At 53.5% G+C, this 15,859-nt stretch carries 16 protein-coding genes and 1 pseudogene; 9 read left to right on the top strand and 8 right to left on the bottom strand.

The window, feature by feature from the left end:
- Nucleotides 1-29: 29 nt before the first annotated feature.
- Both BLL52_RS08720 and BLL52_RS08715 read right to left on the bottom strand, forming a co-directional pair.
- Nucleotides 30-659, bottom strand: a complete 630-nt coding sequence (locus tag BLL52_RS08720; protein WP_083633869.1) for a retropepsin-like aspartic protease family protein — start codon at nt 657-659, stop codon at nt 30-32.
- A 142-nt stretch (nt 660-801) separates the two neighbouring features.
- Nucleotides 802-1,932 (bottom strand): acyl-CoA dehydrogenase family protein, encoded by a 1,131-nt coding sequence (locus BLL52_RS08715; RefSeq protein ID WP_075587147.1) that lies wholly within the window; start codon nt 1,930-1,932, stop codon nt 802-804.
- 160 nt (nt 1,933-2,092) lie between these two features.
- Between BLL52_RS08715 and BLL52_RS08710 the strand changes: the two genes are divergently transcribed.
- Complete coding sequence (locus tag BLL52_RS08710) at nt 2,093-2,653, top strand: Uma2 family endonuclease (protein ID WP_075586316.1); 561 nt, start codon at nt 2,093-2,095, stop codon at nt 2,651-2,653.
- 717 nt (nt 2,654-3,370) lie between these two features.
- Here the strand turns inward: BLL52_RS08710 and BLL52_RS08700 are convergent.
- From BLL52_RS08700 to BLL52_RS08690, 3 genes are all read right to left on the bottom strand, one after another.
- The gene (locus BLL52_RS08700) at nt 3,371-4,552 is read right to left on the bottom strand and encodes an acetyl-CoA C-acyltransferase (protein WP_075586315.1); all 1,182 of its coding nucleotides are present in this window, start codon (nt 4,550-4,552) and stop codon (nt 3,371-3,373) included.
- Between the two features lie 145 nt (nt 4,553-4,697).
- Nucleotides 4,698-5,744, bottom strand: coding sequence for an extracellular catalytic domain type 1 short-chain-length polyhydroxyalkanoate depolymerase (locus tag BLL52_RS08695; protein ID WP_075586314.1), 1,047 nt, complete (start codon nt 5,742-5,744; stop codon nt 4,698-4,700).
- A 39-nt stretch (nt 5,745-5,783) separates the two neighbouring features.
- On the bottom strand, nt 5,784-6,128 hold the full coding sequence (locus tag BLL52_RS08690) for a CHRD domain-containing protein (RefSeq protein ID WP_083633866.1): 345 nt from the start codon (nt 6,126-6,128) through the stop codon (nt 5,784-5,786).
- Nucleotides 6,129-6,854: 726 nt separating this feature from the next.
- Here BLL52_RS08690 and BLL52_RS08685 point away from each other — a divergent pair.
- Nucleotides 6,855-7,691 carry an AraC family transcriptional regulator gene (locus BLL52_RS08685; RefSeq protein WP_075586312.1) on the top strand — a complete coding sequence of 279 codons (837 nt, stop codon included), beginning with the start codon at nt 6,855-6,857 and terminating at the stop codon, nt 7,689-7,691.
- Between the two features lie 367 nt (nt 7,692-8,058).
- Here the strand turns inward: BLL52_RS08685 and BLL52_RS21380 are convergent.
- Nucleotides 8,059-8,429, bottom strand: a pseudogene (locus BLL52_RS21380) (IS1634 family transposase); the annotation flags it as partial.
- A 942-nt stretch (nt 8,430-9,371) separates the two neighbouring features.
- Here BLL52_RS21380 and BLL52_RS08675 point away from each other — a divergent pair.
- From BLL52_RS08675 to BLL52_RS08655, 5 genes are read left to right on the top strand one after another with little or no spacing between them, the layout of a single operon-like run.
- Entirely contained in the window at nt 9,372-9,974 is a 603-nt protein-coding gene (locus BLL52_RS08675) for a bacilysin biosynthesis protein BacA (protein WP_139313350.1), read from the top strand.
- Nucleotides 9,967-10,368 carry a DUF2000 domain-containing protein gene (locus BLL52_RS08670; RefSeq protein ID WP_075586311.1) on the top strand — a complete coding sequence of 134 codons (402 nt, stop codon included), beginning with the start codon at nt 9,967-9,969 and terminating at the stop codon, nt 10,366-10,368. Before BLL52_RS08675 ends, BLL52_RS08670 begins: the two co-directional genes overlap by 8 nt.
- Nucleotides 10,365-11,126 carry a formylglycine-generating enzyme family protein gene (locus BLL52_RS08665; protein ID WP_075586310.1) on the top strand — a complete coding sequence of 254 codons (762 nt, stop codon included), beginning with the start codon at nt 10,365-10,367 and terminating at the stop codon, nt 11,124-11,126. The genes BLL52_RS08670 and BLL52_RS08665 overlap by 4 nt, the downstream gene beginning before the upstream one ends.
- Nucleotides 11,119-11,760 carry a molybdopterin-dependent oxidoreductase gene (locus BLL52_RS08660; RefSeq protein ID WP_075586309.1) on the top strand — a complete coding sequence of 214 codons (642 nt, stop codon included), beginning with the start codon at nt 11,119-11,121 and terminating at the stop codon, nt 11,758-11,760. The genes BLL52_RS08665 and BLL52_RS08660 overlap by 8 nt, the downstream gene beginning before the upstream one ends.
- Nucleotides 11,757-12,416, top strand: a complete 660-nt coding sequence (locus BLL52_RS08655; protein ID WP_075586308.1) for a LysE family translocator — start codon at nt 11,757-11,759, stop codon at nt 12,414-12,416. Before BLL52_RS08660 ends, BLL52_RS08655 begins: the two co-directional genes overlap by 4 nt.
- A 149-nt stretch (nt 12,417-12,565) precedes the next feature.
- On the opposite strand, the gene BLL52_RS08650 is transcribed toward BLL52_RS08655, so the two are convergent.
- Nucleotides 12,566-13,141, bottom strand: coding sequence for a hypothetical protein (locus BLL52_RS08650; protein WP_075586307.1), 576 nt, complete (start codon nt 13,139-13,141; stop codon nt 12,566-12,568).
- Between the two features lie 42 nt (nt 13,142-13,183).
- Nucleotides 13,184-13,876, bottom strand: a complete 693-nt coding sequence (locus tag BLL52_RS08645; protein WP_075586306.1) for a helix-turn-helix domain-containing protein — start codon at nt 13,874-13,876, stop codon at nt 13,184-13,186.
- A gap of 79 nt (nt 13,877-13,955) precedes the next feature.
- Here BLL52_RS08645 and BLL52_RS21995 point away from each other — a divergent pair, with 79 nt between their 5' ends.
- Together BLL52_RS21995 and istA are read left to right on the top strand one after the other, a co-directional pair.
- A complete protein-coding gene (locus tag BLL52_RS21995) occupies nt 13,956-14,228 on the top strand; it encodes a helix-turn-helix domain-containing protein (RefSeq protein WP_075586305.1) in 273 nt (90 codons plus the stop codon).
- 272 nt (nt 14,229-14,500) lie between these two features.
- Nucleotides 14,501-15,721 (top strand): IS21 family transposase, encoded by a 1,221-nt coding sequence (istA, locus tag BLL52_RS08635; protein ID WP_075588263.1) that lies wholly within the window; start codon nt 14,501-14,503, stop codon nt 15,719-15,721.
- Nucleotides 15,722-15,859 lie beyond the last annotated feature (138 nt).

Here is a 15,859-nt window from a genome sequence, read left to right as displayed (position 1 = left end):
CAGCTATCATTATTTAATAAGATTGACCCTCAACGCGCCCGCAAAGTCATTTGGTTCTGGGTCAAGCTGATGTCAAACTTTGAGAGAAACGACTGCCCCAGCAGCGCCTGCGTGTCGCTGCCCAGGTTCAGCCCCACGCCGACTTTGAGGTTGGTGACATGCATTGGCCCGACGCTCACATCTACGCCGTTCACCACGCGCCCTGGGCGCGCGCCGTTGGCGGTGTGAAAGGTGGTGGGCACGCCGGCGCGAATGCCGGCAACCTGAGCCAGCGACTCACTCACGCTCACCAGCGACGCCCCGGTGTCCACCAAAAACACCACCTCGCGCCCGTTGATGGTGCCCGGTGTATAAAAGTGGCCGTCCTGCGCCCGTGGAATCACCAAGTCGCCATTGGCCAGCACCTGCGTCTGTTTGGGCTTGAGGTAAAACGTCATCAGCCCGTAAACCAGCCCCATCACCGCGAACCAGAACAGCAGCATCGGGATCAAGCCGGTCTGGCGCGGTGCGTGCACAGGTGCTGTCGAGTTTGACGTGGTTTTACGCCCCATGTTTTTGCTGGAAAACGAAGTGAACTTCTGGCGGGTTTCATCCAGCTGGCGCTGCTTGTCGCGCTCGCGCTGCGCGTTGCGGTGCCAGTCGCGGTCTTCGACGCCCATACTCAGGTCACGCCTGGCAAAGGCAACACAGCGGCGGATGGGTTTTCACCCCACAACACCCACGCATGTGCCGAGTACAGAACGGTGCCGCGCTGAAAAATGGATTGCCCGCTCGAACTCAGGGCGTAAAAACCGACCACGCTCACCCCAGCGCCCGCTGAATAATGATCTTCTGCACGTCAGAGGTGCCTTCGTAAATCTGGCAAACACGCACGTCGCGGTAGATGCGCTCCACCGGGAAATCGCTCACATAACCGTAGCCACCGAGTGTCTGAATGGCAACGCTGCAGACCTTCTCAGCCATTTCACTGGCAAACAGTTTGGCCATGGCGGCTTCTTTCAGGCAGGGTCGCCCAGCGTCGCGCAGCGCAGCAGCGTGCCAAATGAGTTGCCGAGCTGCTTCCAATTGCGTAGCGCACTCGGCAAGCCTGAAGCCGACCGCCTGATGGTTGAAAATGGGTTGGCCGAAGCTGGTGCGGTCTTTGGCATAGGCCACCGCCACCTCAAACGCGCTGCGCGCCATGCCCACGCTTTGCGCGGCGATGCCAATGCGCCCACCCTCCAAGCCGCCCAGGGCGATGCCATAGCCTTCGCCCTCTTTGCCAATCAGGTTTTCTGCGGGAATGCGGCAATCGTCGAAATTGATCTGCGCGGTGTCGCTGGAATGCTGGCCCAGCTTGTCTTCAAGGCGCGCCACCACATAACCCGGCGCGTTGGTGGGCACCAGGAAGGCGCTCATGCCTTTTTTGCCCGCGCCCTTGTCGGTGACCGCGATGACAATGGCCACGTCGCCATGTTTGCCGCTGGTGATGAACTGTTTGACGCCGTTGATGACATAGCTGTCACCATCTTTGATGGCGGTGGTGCGCAGGCCCGATGCGTCGCTACCAACATGCGGCTCGGTCAAACAGAACGCACCCAGCATCTGACCTTGCGCCAAAGGTTCAAGCCATTGCTTCTTTTGCGCGGCATCTCCAAACTTCATCAAAATGGCGTTGACCGGGCAGTTGGTAACGGAAATCACCGTGCTGGTGCCGCCGTCGCCTGCGGCGATTTCTTCCAAAACCAGGGCCAGCGTCAGGTAATCCAGCCCGGCACCGCCGTGTTCTTCGGGCACGCAAATGCCGTAGGCACCCAAGGCGGCCAGGCCTTTGTGCACCTCTTTCGGGAAGGTGTGCTCCTTGTCCCACTTGGCGGCGTTGGGCCAAAGTTCGGCCTGGGCAAAGGTACGCACTGCGTCGCGGATCATTTCTTGGTCATCTGTCAGCAGCATGGGTTCTTCCAAAAAAAGCGTTAGCCAGTTGACGTTCACGTCAATGAGCTTGATTATGGGCCACGGCGGCGGCACGGCGGTCATAGCGCGGTCATGGCACGGATGTTCAAAATAACGCCTCCACCCGACAATGTACATTTTTCGCAACAGGAAATACACCATGACCGATTCCCTCGAAAAATCTGTCTTGAGCGTCTCGGACTATCTGAACTGGGAAAGTCAGCAGCCTGAGAAGCATGTCTTCTTTGGCGGCGAAGTGTTTGCCATGACCGGTGGCACGCTGCGGCATAACCTGGCAACCGTTGCCAGCGTGTTAGCTTTCAAGTCCCACTTGGCGGGCTCGCCCTGCAAAGTGTTCTCAGGCGATGTGAAGGTGGCCGTGAACGTCACAGAGCATTGGTTTTACCCCGATGTGCTGGTGACCTGCAGCGCGCAAGACCTGGGCGACATGAGCGCAGTTGCCGTCAGCGAGCCCGTGCTGATACTCGAAGTGCTGTCGCCCTCCACGCAAGCCTACGACCGGGGCCAAAATTTCATCAGCCTGCAAAAACTGAGCTCGCTGAAAGAATACGCCCTGCTCGACGCCGAAACCGCCCGGCTGGAGGTGTACCGACGCAATGCGGCCGAACGCTTTGAGTTGTTTGTGTTTGAAGGCACCGACTGCGAGGCAGATCTGGCCAGCATTGGCTGGCGCGGCCCGGTGGCGAGCCTGCTGGATTAATGCCAAAGTCTTAAGCCAAATTGAGGAAAACCGACGGATCGCTGTTTAATCGTTTTTGACCTGGACGCGAAGCTGCTGGAGCAGCACTATCGCAATCCTAGTTGGAGAAACGGCTGTGCCGACATCCAACGCGTTTTATCTCGGCACCGCTTCGCCAACATCCAAAGGACCGTCTATTTAAGCGAACTTGGAGTTCGTCAAGCCCATGGGACGCTTGCACGCCAAGAGGTTGCGATCCGCTTTGCTTGGTTTGATAAGTGCGTGTCTAGTTCATTGTCGATGGGGTGACCCAGGCAAGGGCTGCATTTGAGCGTCGCATTGAGGGCTTGCGCAAACAGTTGATTGACGCTGGATTGACTGCTGAAAAAGTGAACGAAATCATCGGGGAGCAGACGTTCAGTCTGGAGAACGTAACCCAAACATCCATCCCATTGGACAAGTAGCGCTAATGGCAACCGAGCGCACGCACGAAGAAGCTCCAAGCCGCAACCGACAGAAATTTCAGACACCTCGAAAGTGGAATTGATGTAGTCCTCAAAGGGTCACGCATCGGCAATCGTTCACGAAAGGTAGGGGGATTGATGCTGGCAACCGGCTTGAACGCTTTGACCGCTGGTTGCTGTCAAAACGGGCCGGGATATCGCATTTCACCAGCCGAAAAAAATATGTCAAATCGAACGCCAGCCCTTACAGATAAAGCGCCAACAGCTATCTAAATCAGAGCATCTCCAGCGCAATGGCTGTCGCCTCGCCACCGCCAATACACAGGGTAGCAACACCTTTTTTCAGCCCATGCGCCTGCAAGGCGTATATCAGCGTGACCATGATGCGCGCGCCGCTGGCACCAATCGGGTGGCCCAGGGCGCAGGCGCCGCCGTTCACGTTGACGATGTCGTGGCTCAGGTTCAGGTCGTGCATCAGCGCCATGGCCACTACGGCAAAGGCTTCGTTCACCTCCCACAGGTCCACATCATTCACGCTCCAACCCGCACGCGCCAGCACTTTACGTACCGACCCGACCGGCGCAGTGGCAAACCAGGCCGGCTCTTGGGCGTGCACCGCATGCGCCACGATGCGCGCCAGCGGTTTGCAACCGAGTTTCACCGCTGTCGATTCGCGCATCAGCACCAGCGCGGCGGCGCCGTCGTTGATGCTGGAGCTGCTGGCGGCGGTAATGGTGCCGTCTTTCTTGAACGCGGGTTTGAGCGTGGGGATCTTGTCGAGCCTGATGCGGCCTGGGCCTTCGTCAATGCTGATGACCTTATCCCCAGCGCGGGCCTTGACCGTGACCGGGGTGATCTCGGCGGCAAACGCACCCGAGTTGATGGCGTTTTGCGCACGGGTCACGCTCTCAATGGCGTAGGCATCTTGCTGCTCACGGGTAAAGCCGAATTTGGCGGCGCAGTCTTCGCCAAAGGTGCCCATTGAGCGCCCCGCTTCATAGGCGTCTTCCAGGCCGTCAAGCATCATGTGGTCAAGGATGCGGTCATGGCCGATGCGGTGGCCAGCGCGCGCTTTGGGCAGCAAGTAGGGCGCGTTGGTCATGCTCTCCATGCCGCCGACGACCAGCACATCGGCGCTGCCTGCCAGCAGCATGTCATGGCCAAACATGGCGCTGCGCATGCCCGAACCGCAGATTTTGGACAGGGTGACCGCGCCTGCGCTGATGGGCAAACCTGCCTTGAGCGCGGCCTGGCGCGCCGGCGCTTGGCCCTGGCCGGCTGGGAGCACATTGCCAAACAGCACTTCGTCCACTGCGTCAGGCGAAACGCCTGAGCGCTCGATGGCGGCGCGGATGGCGGCAGCGCCCAGGTCATGCGCGGCCAGCGCGGAAAAGTCCCCCTGAAAACTGCCCAAGGGGGTGCGGGCCGCGCCGACGATCACGATGGAGTCAGTCATGTCTCAGTCCTATATAAAAAAGTCAGTAGTGTCCCAAAATTTTTCGCACAAGCGCCATCTGATTTGCACGGAATCCATGACCACCGTATTCAGGCGAGCGCACAGCTGCAAAAGCACATGACCGAAAAAAAGCGGGGGCCAAAGCTCACTTACGGAACTGCTTTGCGGCATAGGCCCAGACCATGCGTGACGCGTCGGGCCCCTTGGCATCGCTGAAGGCCTGTTTCGCGGCACCGCCGCTCCAGGCGTGACCCAGGCGGCCAATCACCGCGAGCGTGACCACCGTGCTGCCTTTGTGCTTGAAATCGGTCACCTTCATGGCGTAGCGCTTGCCCCGCTGGACGTCACGCTCTGGCGCGGCCCGGGCGTCTGCAGCGTCGGCCCATACCTGCGCGGCGGCGCGTCCGTTGCGCACGTCAACCACGGCGTCGACTGTGCCGTGGATCACCAGCAGCGGCGCCAAGCCTGCGCCCATCGTCGGGGGCGTGGCTGGTAAAGGTGCTGTAGCACGTCGCCCTTGCATCGCACGCAGCGCGGTAAGGGCGGAGTTTGCGGTGCCTGGTGGGATGCCGGAGTGCATGACCACCGCCTTGAAGCGCTCAGGGTAGCGCGTGGCCAGTAGCGCAGCCATGCCAGCGCCAGCAGACAGCCCCGCAACCGCCACCCGTTGCCGGTCCACCGGGTACTTCAGGCAGGCCTGCTCGATAACGGCCATGACCCGCGCCGCTTCGCTGTAGGCACGGCCTGATTTGGTGTCGTACCAGTTCCAACAGCCCTGCGGATTTGCCAGGTGATCTTGCTCGGGGTAGAGAACGACGAAATGTGCACGCGCGGCGATCTGATTCATCCGCGTGCTGGCGGCGAACCGATCAGCGTCTTGGTTGCAGCCGTGCAACATGACGAGCATCGGTACCCGTTCGCCGGGCTGGAGGCCGGGCGGGCGATACAGCTTATAGCGGCTCGCACCGCCCGTGCTAAGCGCTACCCCTGCTGACCAGCGGCCCGTGCTTTGCTTGGCGTTTGCGCTGACCCGGTTCACCGCGCCAGTACCTATAGGAACGGGGGCACGCGCAGCAGCCTTTGCCTTGCGGGCGGGTGGGCGCTTAAGCGCAGGCTTTGCCAGCTTGCGCATCACCGCGAGACTGCTGGCAATCCCCCGCGCCCAGATCGATGTCCAGGTGCGCTTTACCACGCGGTGCAGGCGTCCATGGGCGCGATCGGCAATCGCACCCTATGGCGTCAACTGGGTACGAACCTCGCCGCCCTTGTGCGCTTCAGAGTGCACGTTCAGGTACAGCCCACCTGCTTTATAAAGCTTGGCCTGCTCTGCACTCAGCTTGGCGCCGGGCGGCACCGACCAAACGCCATCGGCTGTCTTGGTCAGCGTGACGATGGGCGGCCCATTTACACCTTTCTCGCCGGTGTGAATGTGAGCAGCGGTGCCGACAACACCTGTGGTCTTGAGGCTTTTGATGACTGCGCCGTCGTCAGCGACCATGATCGACCCTGATCCGGTTGCGGATGTGCTGACAGGCGGGACTTCCTGCGCGCCAGTTAGCTTGAGGTCTTCGGACATTGCGGCACACGTGCGTATTCCGGTCAAAAACGCCAGTCGTTCCGATTCAAACCGGCCAGTCGTTCCGATTCACAAATGCCACCCATTCCGGTCCAGACCCTGCCAGCCATTCCGATTTAAAACGCCACTGCCGCATCAGGGTCAGGCTGAACAGAAGTTCAAACGATCTTGGTATTGATCATCAGTGGCTGGACACCCACACAAGTCCCGTTGCAAGGTCGGGGTTGCTTGACTCTTGAGTCTAGGATTTGATGCTTTTTAAATTAGGCCCCTGCCAGGCCGCCGGAGGCCCCCCAGGAAGCTGACTGGCAAGCCTGAACCACCGCAGAAAGAACGTATTTCGAAGCTACAACGTACCAAGCTTAATGACTAAGCCTGCCTGCTCGCCAAAGGTCTGAATGGTGCAGGTGAAGCCCTGCGCATACTGATCAACGAAAAATCGCGCATTGAGCGCCCAGCAAACACCCCCCTGTGAGCGCTGTGTCCAGCGTGTCTACACCAACGGCTACAAAACAAGTCCGTCCTGGCCCGCATGGTTGAAGTCACCATCGAAGTGCCTCAGGTGCGCTCGAGTGGAGTCTTCAACGATGATCACAAACCTTACACTCCGGCTGCATCAAGGTTCTAGGCACTGATAGGGATAATTGTCCGGTCTGCCAGAGGCTAGACACTGTGTGCTGTAATAAAACCACAGCGAATCATTGGTTTCAAGGGAGTATGTAGGGAATGACTCATAAGAATGCATTGCACGTTTTAACCTGGCATCGCGGCATAGAAATGCTTGATGTCTGCATCAAAGGTGAGTCATTTGGAAAACATTCCCATGACGCATTTGCAATTGGAATGATTGAAGGTGGCGTTGGCGGCAACTTTGTAAGAGGTTCCAAAGAAGTGCTTCCAGCATGCACCGTCTCACTGATGAATCCAGATGAACCCCACACTGGGTACGCGGTAACTAAGTCGCTGAAATACAAAATGCTTTACGTTAGTGAAGACGAATTGAGGGAAATGCTTGATCACCAACCCATTAAAGGTTTCCAGAATTGTGTTGCCCATGATGTCGATGGGAAAATCCGGAAACTTTTTGACGCACTCGCATACGCACTAAGTAGACCCAAAAATTCCGGTTGGAAAATATCAGTTGACACCCAACTGACGCTGACGTTGGAGACCCTAATGACTCGCTATGCTGGACTTTCTGTCCGCAAGGCTGGACAAGAGGTTGCTGCAGTTCAGCGAGTCAAAGACTATCTTGACAGTTTAGCAAATTCAATAGCCTTAAGTCCATTTGAACTTAACAGCAAGGCGGTTAGTCTTGGCGATCTGGCCAAAATGGTTGGATTGCAGCCCAATTATCTCGTAAACGTCTTTCGTGCGAAAGTCGGAATATCGCCTTATGCGTATTGGACTGTGCGACGCATGGCGAGTGCCAAGGCAATGCTACTTAGAGGCATAAGTCCGTTGGATGTAATGTTCAAACTGGGATTCTATGATCAGGCTCATTTTATCAAGGCTTTTAAAAGAACTACCGGTATAACGCCTAAACAAATCCTTGGACACTAATTATCTGACTTAACAGATGGGAAACCCCGCCCCAAGGGGTGGGATATCGGATCAATCTTCTCAAGTTAGCGACGACTACTTCGAAATCAGGCCTTCCGAGCCATACCTTTGTGCCATTTTGACTCGAATTCGTGGCTTTTAACGATAAAAGGCTTTTAACTTGAAGAGATTGGGTATCAGGTACCAACGAGACCATACGACTCACTGACGTTCGCGTTGAGAGGGAACGCCGCAGGCGGCGTGGAATATACCAGCCATGATTAAACTTGTAAAGCGCACAATTCATATAGAAGTGGGCTGTAAGCCAGAGTTAGACAGCTAACGACGTAAGTCCTTGTTTTATTGGGTTCGAGTTCAGAACGTGCCCCTACAAGAGGCTCAATTGTCGGTTTGTTTTCGGTTGTTTGACCTTCAGCGCTTTCAGCATTTGGCTGTCCTCCTCGCTCATGGATGACACCCCGCTCAGCGGCTGCGCGCCACTGAGTGAGACACGGTGATGCTGAATCCGCTTGCGCGACTGCAGCGCCCGCTCCGGCGTGAAGTCGGTATTGGCTGAGCGTAGGCGCATACGCATCACCCGGTACAGCCCCGCGCCACAAAACAAATTGAGGCATGGGCGCGTATGCGTTCAGGCAAGCGGTGGTACACCGGACCAATCTCCAACTCCGACTTCACCACCTTGAAGCCCCGCTCAACTTCAGCATCCGAAAACTGCCCACGATATCTATCAATGACTTGTATCGCTGAGCAACCTACTTGACACTGAGGTCTGCCGTGATGCTCACCAGCAGCAACCTGCCACTAGCCGCGCATCAGTCATCATTTGTTACGTACCGCGATATTTCAGACTTTGCGTCCCAACCTATTCGATGTAGACAGTTCCGATAACCGGACGTATCTTTAACATGCGCCCGCCGTGTACAGGCCACCCTTCGCAACAACCATGTGCAGTTCGTGCGCTGCCGTTGCGCCTGCCCCTGACGTAGCGTGAAACAGATGCGTCTCGCTGTAGCGTAGGGAAAGTTTCACCTTCCTTACAATCTTTTTAAGCCCAGCAGATTCTGCATCTCACAACTCACGTCCGCCGTGGACAACCCACCCGCCCACAGGACAAGCCTATGGACGGCCCCTGCGGGGTGCGTGGGTTGCCCACCGCTCCTCGGCTTGATGCCTACGGCCTGTCGCGCTTCGCTTGCCAAACAGCCGTTTTATAGAATTCATACCCTGACTTACTGCGAGACGCTTCAGCATCATTCCCTTGAATACCGATGATCAAAAGGCTGTCTCGCAGAAAAAGCGAGTCAGGAAAGCCGGGGACAATTTATAGAAAACCCAGTGATGGCGTGGCTTTCAACAGATTTCGTCCCAGCTTCACCAAGGCTATCGAACTCCAAAGCCCCTCATTCGCCGTGGTACAAAACACCCCTGTTCCTCCTTAGATATCGAAGGTCGTAACAATCATTGCTGAAAACTAATAAATATCATCCGTAAGTCATTGATTTGTATGGATTTAACACGCCTTAATGCACTGAAACTGTAGAATTTAGGTGATCTGTATTTTTTACAATACTTGAGCTATCAATCGGTACAGAATTTGGAACAGCGCTGTGTTCGTGCAAGTCAATCCGTTTTCCACTTGGAACTTGGACTGACTATTCCATATCAAGTAGGGAGGATAAATTGAGAGAGATAGTCTGTTCTGGCGAAACTCAATTGCTTCAATTCATCATTCGTCATGATGAATCGTTTGACTGCTGTCGTAAAGTCATTGCAACGCTCGGCCCATCTGGTACTAGTAGCGAGTTTGCCGCGAAACATCTTACAGACGATGTCCAACTATTTAACAGCTACGAGAAAGCAGAGGAATTTGTCATCAAGAGCAAAGGGAGTGCGGCCTTTCTGGTCGCCAATGCGTATCAAGATGTGAATAAATTCTATATTTCTCGCAAGTTAAAGCCTATAGCTGCGTTCTTTCTTGATACACCATCTTATGTGCTGGCTACCAAGCACGGTGCAATAAACCTCAGGAGCACGCCGATGCGAGTTGCATCACACAGGGCACCGGCCCATTTAATTTCGAAATTGATACCGAACTGCGATCACATCATCATTGAAGTATTCTCAACAGGTGAGGCTGCACGTCTGGCTATGGCTGGTGAAGTAGATGCCTGTTTAACTACCCAATTGGCCTGCGAAAAAAATGGATTGATAAAGATGGTCGATACTGGAGTAATTCCAATGCTTTGGACGGTGTTCGCAGGCAGAGGTGATTTCAATGACTAAAGCTGTAATTGTCGTCGAAGATTCACTAACAACTGGTTTAAAAGCAAATATTGCTGCCATTTTGACACTGAGTTTGGGCGCCAAGTACCCGGAACTCGTAGGGAAGGAAGTTGAGTCAGCCGATGGGCATCAATTCTTAGGTATCACCACTATTCCAATACCGTTGCTCCAGGCTTCCACAGAAAAACTTAGATCAATGTTCATAGAGCAATGTGGATCAGAATTGTTTGTGGTGGTGTTTAACGAATGCGCAATGCGAACAAAGACGTATGATGACTATGAAATTCAAGTTTCTAAGAGCAGTCTAAATGAGATTAAGATATTCGGGTTGATGGCATATGGTGGTAAAAAATTGATAAATAAAATGACTGGCAATCTTCAACTATTACGATGAATACTATAGATATGGTTTATATTGCCCCGGCCATTTTCTGTCGCGGTAGTTCAATTTATACCAATGAAGGACCAATCAAAAAGATCGCCCTTTCGGGGTTCTGGATAGATAGGTTTCCCGTCACAAACGAAAGATATACAAAGTTTATTTTGGCAGATGGTTACTCACGACGAGAGTTTTGGACTGACCAAGGATGGGATTTCGTTACGAGCTTAGATGAACAAAAACCACTTTATTGGAATGACTTCAATTGGAACCAACCAAAGCAACCGGTCACGGGTGTATCTTGGTGGGAGGCGATAGCGTTTTCAAAGTTCGAAGGCAAATCACTTCCAACTGAGGCTCAATGGGAATACGCCGCTTGCGGAGGAATAGATCTGTATCCGTGGGGAAATGAACGACCCACTGAATCGTTGGCGAATTTCGCACCCGGATGCGAGCCTGCTGAGCTAAATCGTCGTAGCACAAGCGTTGATGCGCACCCCTTAGCTGTTTCAAGGAACGGATGCCACGACATGGCAGGAAATTTAAATGAATGGTGCTTGGACAACATCTCACCAGATTACAGGTGGGATGAATTTAAGATAGATCCGATTTACGCAACCGCAGAGAACCTGCCTCATGTTGTTCGAGGTGGATCCGGACTCCACGATGAAGACTGCCTACGCTGCGCTAGCCGCGATTATTATTCTCCAGAGTTGAGAGACAATATTGTCGGAATTCGATGTGTACTAAATGAGCAATTTATATATGAATGATGGTTCTCTGAAAACCCCATTTCTTCACAAAAAACCATCTTCACTCCGATATTTCCAGGAGGGTGTATGTCCTGTAGATCTCATAAACTGGAAACTAGAAATATTTGGTGAAGTTGAAAAGCCAGTGACTATCGGATACGAAGAGCTTCTGACCATGCCATCTGTTGATTACCATAGAAGAAACGTTTGTGTTTGTCTATGGAGTATTAAGAGACACTGGAAAGGTGTATTACTCAAAGATGTACTTGCTATTGCAGGCGTGGATATAACCGATCGCTCTTTGTACATAAAACAAAATAGTGTCGGCACAGTAAATGGAAAGTACGATTCAACAATTCACTTAACTTCAGCAATAGAACGTGAGGCGATTTTAGCATATCATGTTGATGGCGAAGTCTTACCGCTTGAAAACGGTTTTCCTTTACGGCTTATTGATTTCGGTCTTTATCTGTACAAATGCGTGAAATGTCTAGCTACACTTGAGGTGACACGTCTTAACGAGATCGGGTATTGGGAAAAATACGCTGGATACAGCGTTGATGGCACAGTTTTACCTAAAAAATACTACGCTGTAGATATCCAAAGAAAATTTCTTTTTAAGGGTACTGGGGAAGTGAAAGACGCAGATCTATGAGTTCAGAAATTGGGATGGTCATATCACTAGTAATGGAAAAATTATTGCCGATGAGCGTGTTTGCATTTGCAACATCAGCAAGTCCTGGGCCTATAAACATTATATTGGCAATGTCTGGTGCACGCTTTGGAGTTATCCAAAGCATACCATATGTAATCGGTGCAACGTTTGGATTTATTGGAGTTCTATTGGCCGTTGGAATTGGACTCGGAGAACTTATAGTTAAAATTCCAATTGTGCGCGTGCTACTCACGCTGGGTGGAGCGATTTACATGCTTAATTTAGCCTACCGAATTGCAAGGGCAGATATGACCGATGCTTTTACTGAAACAATTACCAAAGCACCAAGCGTATTCTCTGGAGTATTAGCACAGGTTTCTAATCCAAAGGCGTGGATTGTTTCCATTGCTGCAGTATCAATTTATGTAAATTCGAGCGATTACTATAATTTTACTTTGATATTATTTTGCGTAGTGTTCTTTTTTGCCTGCTCGCTGTCACTTCTTGGTTGGAGCGCGATCGGAGCTACTGCTAGAAAAAACTTTGGCAATTTAAGAAGATTTAACGTTATCATGGCAATATTACTGACTACTTCGATTGCACTGATGCTCAAAGACATATTATCAGAATTTAAACATTTCTTTGAATATACGTAAAAATATATTATAAAAAATAATAGGCTAAAAATGAGTTGACGGGATAAATGGGGGAGATCGGGTAAAATCGAGTTCGGAGGGTGACCATTCCCAGAGATTGGATGGATCACTCTTGGATGGGTAAGCCTTTTGGGTCTCCCGTCCCGTCCTCAAACCGCAGAATTTCCTGCAACGTGCAAAGCGCCAACTTGCTTGAGCAACCTCCACGGATGGATGTGAGTCTTGCATACGAACCATATCGCTGCAAGCCAGATAGCACCCAGAGAAATGACGCCAAGATATTGTTTCCATAGTGGTGCAGAACCAAAGGCGATGACAAGCAAGCTGGGCAGCAAATAAATGCTGATGATGCTCAGGTAAAACCAGCCCATCATGGGCACCCAACGATCTGGCGCAATTCTGACTTCGGTTCGTTTGATGGAAAGCAGCCCAGAGCGACGTAAGGAAATAACTTCCGCATCCGTTATCTGAAATTGCCTTTTCAATGCAATGACCTCGGCGCGACCTGACGGGTTGGCATCGAACCCAAAACGATGGCGAAAGAGAAATTCGTTATCTATGGACTCCGCGTCGATCTGGGCAGCGGGTGTGGTCGCCAGGTACATCTTGATCGAATCCGGCGTACTACCTTCATGGTAGTCCCTGAACGCGATCCGGTGGTGGTCGCCATGGTTGACTTGAAGATTCGCGTGCGATGGCAACGTTGGTGTGGTTTGCTGGTTCATCAGGAGCTCCTGGAGGGTTAAGAAATCAGTTGGCCGATGGGCTCATTTCTTCCCGTCACCTTGCGGACGGTGGTCGATGTAATCGTTGCCCGCAATGCGCTGTCTCCGACCGGTGTTGATCTGCACCCGTGATGGTGCAGTTGCTTTGGGCAAGCCCGTCATCGCCGCCATCTTGTCAATGGGCTTGCGCGCTTCAAAGTGAGCCACGGCGGCCGCCAATAAATTGCGTCGCTGGACAATCGGGTCGGTGGCTCCCAAATGGCCGTTGTAAAGCTCCACCGCCAGATCCAGGTCGCGGTCAGTTGGCGCGATACGCTCCAGCAGACCCTGAAAATGCGCATCCTTCGCGGCGTTGACCAACTGCCCCTCGCGAATCAGGATCAGCAAGGCGCGTGCAGCGGGATCATCCTCGTTGACCGCCGCGCGGGCGACGGCAATTTGAATCCGGATGGCCTGCAGCAGTTCATGGCGGATACCGACATCGCCCATCATGGTGCCGTCACCGGTCATCAACCAGTCGATTGAGACGCAGAAGAGCTTGCGCACAGCCACGAAGAATTCTGCACCTGGGCGCTTGTGCCCCCGCATCACATCGCTGATGAAGCCAGGCGACATGCCAATCTGTCTGGCCAGCTCGGTTTGCGAGATGCCCTGATGGGCAAGCACCTGTGTCAAACGTGCGGGCAGGTCAGCCAGGGTGTCGTAGGCAGATTCTTCTTGATCTTTATGTTTCATTTGGTGTATATTTATCTCTATAAAGACATTTGTAGTCTAAATAGAGATAATTTACACCCAACACGCAAGACTGTCACGAATGGAAGCATTTGAGATCAACTATCGACTGCGTCAGGCCGGGGTCACCCAGACCCTTCTTGCCCGACAACTCGGGGTGTCGCAGGCAGTGGTTGGCAATGTCATTCATGATCGAATCACTGCCTACTCTGTGGCACAGCATATAGCCCAAGTGGTAGGGCTTGAAATCCGGGAGTTGTGGCCGACACGCTACAGCTTCAAACCCAGAGGTCCGTCAGCCAATCGGCGACAGCGACCAGTTCCAACCCAGAAGGAGATACCACCCATGCCATAGATTGACTGAAATCGAGGCCGGGAAAAGCGAAACAGCCCGTAGCGTCAACTGCGGGCTGTTTCATAACGTCATTGAAGTGGGGACTTCGGTGCGTATTGTGCATTTCCCTCGACCCGCCGTCAAGTCGCTTGCGACCNACCNGGTGGGCGGCCACCTGCTGTTTCTCATTGCTGGGGTTGACACGACTAGGTCGTGGTGCCACAGCCGACGAAGGGTGCCGGTCGGCGGGAACCAAGCTGACCGGTTCAAGTACGATGAATCGGAGAATCACCATGCGAAAAATCAGGCAAGTCCTCAGACTTGTTCACGAAACTGATCTCAGTCAGCGGGCCATCGCCCGCAGCCTGGGATTGTCACGGGAAGCGGTCAGCAACCACATTACCAGAGCCACCGCAGCCGGTTTGGTATGGCCACTGCCGCCAGACACCGACGATGCTGCGCTTGAAGCGCGCTTGTTTCCACCCCAAACGGGCCGCTTCCAGCGCAAGGTCGAGCCCAATTGGGTCGATATCCAGCAAGAGCTGAAAGCCAAAGGGGCAACCCTGATTCAACTGCACGTTGAATACCTCGCCGACCATCCAGATGGTTTGCAACGCAGTCAGTTTTGTGAACGCTACAGGCAGTGGTGCAAAACACTCAAAAGTTATATGCGATTCACCCACGTTGCCGGGGAACGCGTGTTTGTGGATTATGCAGGTCCCACCATGCCGGTCATCGACATGGCCACCGGAGAAATCCGACGGGCTCAGATTTTTGTCGGGGTGATGGGTGCATCAAACTACACCTATGCCGAAGCGCACTGGTCTCAGAAATTGCCCAACTGGATCGCTGCCCATACCAATATGTTCGAGTTTTTTGGTGCGGTACCGAAAGTCATCGTCTGCGACAACCTCAAGTCGGCTGTGATTCATGCCAGCCGAACCGAGCCGGTCATCAACGCCACCTATCAAAGCCTGGCTGACCACTACAGCCTGACGATCATTCCGGCGCGCCCCCGAACCCCGAAAGATAAAGGCAAGGTGGAAAACGGCGTGCTGGTGGTAGAGCGATGGATCTTGTTTCGATTGCGCAAGCGAGTCTTTCATCAGCTACACGACCTCAACCAGGCCATTCAGGAACTGTTGCTGGACCTTAACCAACGCAAGTTTCAGAAACTGCCCGGTTCGCGCCGGAGCACCTTTGAAGCGCTTGACCTGCCCGCCATGCAACCCCTGCCCAACGGCGATTTCGAGTATGCCGAGTTTCGGCGGGTGCGTGTCAGCATGGATGGCTGCGTGTCCGTGGATGATCGGCCATACAGCGTGCCGCAGACCCTGGTCCGCAAGGAGGTGGTTTTGCCCGCGCTGGCTGCTCCAACGACGACCGTGTTTTGTGGCTTGCTCATCATTGACGCTCCTGGGCTTCGATCTGCTTGTAGGCACTCATGGCGGCACCGGTGCCAGCGTTCTTGCCCTTCTGGTAGCTGGTGGCTGCGCAGCGAACCGCGTAATTGATTTTTAGACTCATTGAAAGCAGCCTCAGTCGGGTGTGATTGTCAAAATCGATTCATCGACAACGACCTGGTGATACTCCAGCATCAGCTTGCAAAACTCAACCCAATCTGACTGTGAAGGCTTCTCATGCGTGCAGTG

The sequence above is a fragment of the Rhodoferax antarcticus ANT.BR genome (assembly GCF_001938565.1).
GTDB lineage: Bacteria > Pseudomonadota > Gammaproteobacteria > Burkholderiales > Burkholderiaceae_C > Rhodoferax > Rhodoferax antarcticus.
The sequence above is the reverse complement of the archived record's forward strand: the minus strand, read 5'-3'. Positions and strand labels throughout refer to the sequence as shown.

Excerpts from the sequence above, each read along its gene's own strand:
- BLL52_RS08720 (WP_083633869.1), bottom strand. The coding sequence starts at position 659 with ATGGGCGTCGAAGACCGCGACTGGCACCGCAACGCGCAGCGCGAGCGC.
- BLL52_RS08715 (WP_075587147.1), bottom strand. The coding sequence starts at position 1,932 with ATGCTGCTGACAGATGACCAAGAAATGATCCGCGACGCAGTGCGTACC.
- BLL52_RS08710 (WP_075586316.1), top strand. The coding sequence starts at position 2,093 with ATGACCGATTCCCTCGAAAAATCTGTCTTGAGCGTCTCGGACTATCTG.
- BLL52_RS08700 (WP_075586315.1), bottom strand. The coding sequence starts at position 4,552 with ATGACTGACTCCATCGTGATCGTCGGCGCGGCCCGCACCCCCTTGGGC.
- BLL52_RS08690 (WP_083633866.1), bottom strand. The coding sequence starts at position 6,128 with ATGTCCGAAGACCTCAAGCTAACTGGCGCGCAGGAAGTCCCGCCTGTC.
- BLL52_RS08685 (WP_075586312.1), top strand. The coding sequence starts at position 6,855 with ATGACTCATAAGAATGCATTGCACGTTTTAACCTGGCATCGCGGCATA.
- BLL52_RS08670 (WP_075586311.1), top strand. The coding sequence starts at position 9,967 with ATGACTAAAGCTGTAATTGTCGTCGAAGATTCACTAACAACTGGTTTA.
- BLL52_RS08665 (WP_075586310.1), top strand. The coding sequence starts at position 10,365 with ATGAATACTATAGATATGGTTTATATTGCCCCGGCCATTTTCTGTCGC.
- BLL52_RS08660 (WP_075586309.1), top strand. The coding sequence starts at position 11,119 with ATGAATGATGGTTCTCTGAAAACCCCATTTCTTCACAAAAAACCATCT.
- BLL52_RS08655 (WP_075586308.1), top strand. The coding sequence starts at position 11,757 with ATGAGTTCAGAAATTGGGATGGTCATATCACTAGTAATGGAAAAATTA.
- BLL52_RS08650 (WP_075586307.1), bottom strand. The coding sequence starts at position 13,141 with ATGAACCAGCAAACCACACCAACGTTGCCATCGCACGCGAATCTTCAA.
- BLL52_RS08645 (WP_075586306.1), bottom strand. The coding sequence starts at position 13,876 with ATGAAACATAAAGATCAAGAAGAATCTGCCTACGACACCCTGGCTGAC.
- BLL52_RS21995 (WP_075586305.1), top strand. The coding sequence starts at position 13,956 with ATGGAAGCATTTGAGATCAACTATCGACTGCGTCAGGCCGGGGTCACC.
- istA (WP_075588263.1), top strand. The coding sequence starts at position 14,501 with ATGCGAAAAATCAGGCAAGTCCTCAGACTTGTTCACGAAACTGATCTC.